2 protein-coding genes are annotated in these 4,713 nt (G+C 53.5%); one reads left to right on the top strand and one right to left on the bottom strand.

Annotated elements, in window-relative coordinates; translation table 11 throughout:
- Nucleotides 1-2,216: InlB B-repeat-containing protein (locus JS533_RS13335; protein ID WP_241515280.1), on the bottom strand; the 2,216-nt coding region annotated here is incomplete at its 3' end.
- A 562-nt stretch (nt 2,217-2,778) separates the two neighbouring features.
- Here JS533_RS13335 and JS533_RS13330 point away from each other — a divergent pair.
- A complete protein-coding gene (locus JS533_RS13330; RefSeq protein ID WP_241515279.1) occupies nt 2,779-4,641 on the top strand; it encodes an immunoglobulin-like domain-containing protein in 1,863 nt (620 codons plus the stop codon).
- The last annotated feature ends 72 nt before the right edge of the window (nt 4,642-4,713 follow it).

The raw sequence follows: 4,713 nt of genomic DNA, 5'->3' as shown, positions 1-4,713 counted from the left end.
AGGTGGTTGCCGTTGGCCGGGTTGTACAGACGGTACACGGCCGTCGACTTCGGGGCCGACTGCGCGGTCGCGTAGAACGCCACGCCCTCGACCTTCCAGCCGTTGCGCTTGAGGACGGTCTGCTCGTTGTCATCGGTGGAGTACACGTGCTTCGCACCGTTCTTCAGACGGACAACCGGGGTCGGAGCGGTCTGCACCAGCAGGTCTTCGCCCTCGCTGAGCTTGGCCTCGACCTGAGCGGCCTCGTCATCGGTCAGCTGGCCATCGGCGCCACCGAGGGTGGCCTTGAGCTCAGCGGCCTCCTTGAAGACCTTGTTCGCAGCGGCCTTCGAAGCGGCAGTGTACAGATCGCTGGTCACCTCGTAGGCGTCGTTCTTCCAGTAGGTGTTCTCCTGGTTGGCCAGATCGGACTGGGAGACACGGCCCCAAGCGGCGTACAGCGTGTTGGAGATGGTGACCCAGTAGTTCGTGGTCTTCACGCCCTCCGGAGTGGAGGTCTTCTTGGTGGCCAGGAACTGCAGCTCGCCGTCCTCGTTGAACTTCAGCTTCGCGCCAGCCGGAACCTGAACAGCAGTCTTGCCCGCGCCGTCGGCATAGGTGCCGGCACCAGCGGAGTTGGCCACGGACTCGAGCCACATGCCGTCGCCGACATAGTTGCCGTCACGAGAGGTGTTCCAGCCGGTGACCTTGTCCTTCGTGTTGTTCCAAGCCTTCACGAAATCAGAGCCCTGCTTGGAGGAACCGATCTCGGTGAACGGGTTCTTGGAGTTCACGAGAGAGATGATGCCGTTGGCATCAACGTTGCCGTAGAAGTACCATCCAAGGAACGTGCGGCCGTCACGAGTCGGCTTCGGAGCGGTGAACGTCTGACCGGTCACATAGGCCTGCGAATCCTTCTTGCCGGAATAGTTGTACACGTAGGTCACGGTCGCCTTGTTCGAGTTCCACTGGGCGTACAGGTTGGTGGCGTCGTAGATCTTCGTGGAGAAGTCGAACTTGGCAGCGCCGAAGTCCTTCGACGTCGACCAGCCGGCCAGCGTGTCGTTCGTGCGGGTCAGCTTCGGAGCGTTGACGGCGGTCTTGCCGGACTCGACATACTCGATGCTCACGGACACGTAGTGCTGCACATAGCCGTTGCCGGTGCCATCGTAGCCGACGGCGGTCCAGTACGTCACCGGGAATACGTCCGTGGTGGCGCCGGAGTACAGGTTCAGGTTAGCCTGGTTGCCGTTCGCCTTGTAGTCAGCCGGCAGCTTCTCGTAGGAGCCGCCAACGTGGGTGTTGTAGTACCACTGGGACACGCGGCCGTACACGCCCGACGGATCCTTGACGAGAACATCGGTCGGGACGGTCTGACCAATGATCACATCCTGCGACTCCGCAAGCTGGGAGTTGCCCGGGGTCAGGTAGTGGACAGTGGTGGCCTTCGAGGTGGCACCCTGAACGAGGCTCACGTTGTACGGGCCGGAGTTGTCGTACGGGAGAGCCTTCGCGAAACCGGTCGTCAGCTCTTCGTTCGTCACCGTGCGGGTGTACGTGCCGGCGCCAGTCGGATCAGCCTTCCAGCTCGTCACGACCGTCTGATCGCCCGGCTGGTCCGTCGGAAGCTCCCAAGAAGCAACCTTGCCGTCCGCCTTCGACACACTCAGCTTATAAGTGGTGCCGTCAGTGCTGAAGAAGGACTTGCCGTTGTCCACGCGAGCCGAAGCAGCTTCGGTGCCATAGGCATCATTGGCGCCCTTGAACAACGATTGATACGGAGTGCCGTCCGACTTTGTGCCCTCCAGGTTGAACGTGAAGTTCACGATATCGTCCGACGCTGCCCAGTGGGCGTACAGATCGAGGTCCGAGTTCACCACCGTGTTCGCGAAGTCGAACTTCTCGCCACCCGTGGCCTTGGTGTACCAGCCAGTGAACACGGTGTTCTTCGACGGGGCCTTCAGCGTGTAGTCCGCGGTGTACAGCTCGTCAAGAGTGCCGTTATTGTCGCTGTCCAGCTCGGCCAGCGAGAACGTGCTCTTGTCGCTCTCGTCGATCTTCGCGGAGGCCTTCTCCGGAGCGTTCGCGTGCAGCGTCACGCTGACCTTGTACTGATCCACGCGGGCGGCGCCAGTCTGAGCGTTCGCGGTGCCGGCGGCGACGCCCATGGTCGCGAGCATCGCGACGGAGGCGAGGCCGGCGAGCGGCGCGCGCCAAACCTTGTTGTTTCCTGTCATAGTCAGGAACCTTTCTTCTAGGGACACAGGAAACAAGGAGAATGGGACGGTTCTTGTAGGATTCTTGCCCACCGATGCGCCGGTGTCCTGCTCCGGGAACGGGCATCCGCGTTTCTTGCTGCTACTGTTCTGCTACTTTGTGCTACTGGGAGCAGAAAGTAGCACAAAGTAGCAGAACAGCGACAGAAGGCATGGGAATGGCTCGCGATGAACAGCATCTGGTGTTCAAGCTGGATTGAAACAACAGTGCGAAGACCGTGGTGGCGTTCGCCAATCCCGATGACAGACCTACCGATATCGACATGGAAGATGACGGTTCGGTAGCGGGTATGCGGATGTCGACGGGCGTATGCCGCTTTTTCTCATAGAAAAGTGTATCGTCATGCCACTTTTTATGGAGAAAAAGTGGCAGTGATCGTATCACTGGTCACACGGGAACCCGAACTGACCACAAGCTGACCATATTCTGGATTTTTCCTCAAAAAGTGAGCCCCCCCCCGAGTAATGATAGAGACGAGCCCTTGCATGGGTGAGGGTGCAAGAAGAAGAAAGGGGTTGGCTCATGAAACAGGGCCATACCGCAGGCGGCAGGTTTACCGCCAAGATTGTGAGCGTAGCATCGACGCTGGCCATGTTGTCCGCCGGCATAATGATCACCGCGACCGCCAATGCGACTGAAAGTGCCGGAGCGGATGCAAGTGGTAGCGTTGTTATTAATGAGGCCAATTTCCCCGATCCGGTTTTTCGTCAGTTTGTATCGGACAATTTCGATACAGGCTCATCTTTTGGCGACAAAGCTGGAGACGGGGTTCTTTCTAGCTGGGAAAGAAATCAAACTTATATCAACATTGATAAACTGGCGGCAAATAATATCAAGGGCATTGAGTATTTTGATAATCTTAGTACCCTAAGTATGAATTATACAAAAAATATTAAGTCTGTAGATTTATCCGCGAACAAAAAACTAAAACGACTGGATGCGGGTTATGCAGGCCTCACTTCATTGGATACAAGCGAGAATCAAGATCTGGATTTCCTCTTTGTTAGTTACGACAATCTCGATTCTCTGGATTTGTCAAAAAATATCAGATTGACAAATTTAACCGCTAATAATGTGCCATTGAAGTCACTAGATTTAACACACAATCCAGAGCTTACCGAACTTGAACTTGGCCGCAATCAGTTCAACGGCCTTGATCTCTCCAAAAATACCAAATTGGAGAGACTGATATTGACCAATGACAATGTTCATCCCGATCAGTATGGCCAATTTACATCATTGGATCTATCAAAAAATGTCAATCTTGTTCTTCTAGATGTTGGATATCATAAGATTAAGACTCTCGATCTTTCTCACAATACCAACCTTGAGACTTTGGAATTCAATTCCGATGGATTACAGTCAGTAAATCTTTCCAAAAATGCTAAACTTAAGGAAATTGGACTACAGGACAATAATTTAACATCTCTAGACGTATCTGGAAATCCCGAATTGGAGTCTCTGGCAGTTGACTCAAATGATCTTCGACGACTTGATGTGAGCCATAATACTTCTTTGAAGAGACTTACAGTTAGTTCAAATCAACTAAGCGAGTTTAATTCTGACGGGAATAAGAATCTGACCAATCTTGATGTGAGTCTCAATGACTTGAAGGCATTTGATGCCAGCAAGAATCCTTTGCTGACTTATCTCAATATATCGGGCAATAAGCTTGTGTCGTTGAAAACCGGAACTGGAGAAGTACACGTTGCTGCGACCCAATCTTTCAAAGTCGCCGATTCGGACAGGCTGGATTTAACAAAGTATGACCCCTCATTTGACCGTTCTAGGGTTGTCGAAGGAAGCATTACTAACGCAACTCTTGATGATAATGGAGTGCTCATTTCCAACCCGGCCGGAATCGGGGCCACAACAGTCTATGTGTCATACCAGTATCGTCTGGATAGTCAGTACTACGACACCACGAACATTATGAAAGTGAGCATAGAGTTCAAAGCCAATACGCAAGATGCTCCGCCGGCAATTTATGCGTATGACACATCGATTGATCGCGGTGAAACATTCGACCCGCTCGCCAATGTAAGCGCAGTGGACAATGCCGGCAATAGTGTTAAAGTTCAGGTAACGGGAACCGTCGATGCCTCTAAGCCCGGCCTATACACGTTGACTTATACCGCTACGGATAGTGCTGGACGACATACTGAGCAAACTCGTTTGGTGACAGTGCGGCCGTCCAAGGAACATGTAAACGATGATCTGAACGACCAGAATGAAGGTGGTTTTGAAAGCCCGGCTACGGTCTCCGCAGGGAATTCGTTCGACATTGTTTTTGATAAGCAGTACCGTGGGCTTCGTTCGCATATATATGTGAGGCTTCTGTTGTTTTCGTGGGTTAGTTTGTTGGTGTTGGTAGTTGGATGTTGAGTCCGCCGCATCTGAGCATGATGAGTGCGATGAGGTTGGTGACGTGGTGGAAGCCGTAGGCCATGCGGATGG

The sequence above is a fragment of the Bifidobacterium amazonense genome, from assembly GCF_018555435.2.
Taxonomy (GTDB): Bacteria; Actinomycetota; Actinomycetes; order Actinomycetales; family Bifidobacteriaceae; genus Bifidobacterium; species Bifidobacterium amazonense.
Note: the sequence above shows the minus strand (reverse complement) of the source record. Positions and strands in the feature narration are given on the sequence as shown.

What these genes read in the sequence shown, in the direction of transcription:
- JS533_RS13330 (WP_241515279.1), top strand. Translation starts at nt 2,779, where the DNA reads ATGAAACAGGGCCATACCGCAGGCGGCAGGTTTACCGCCAAGATTGTG.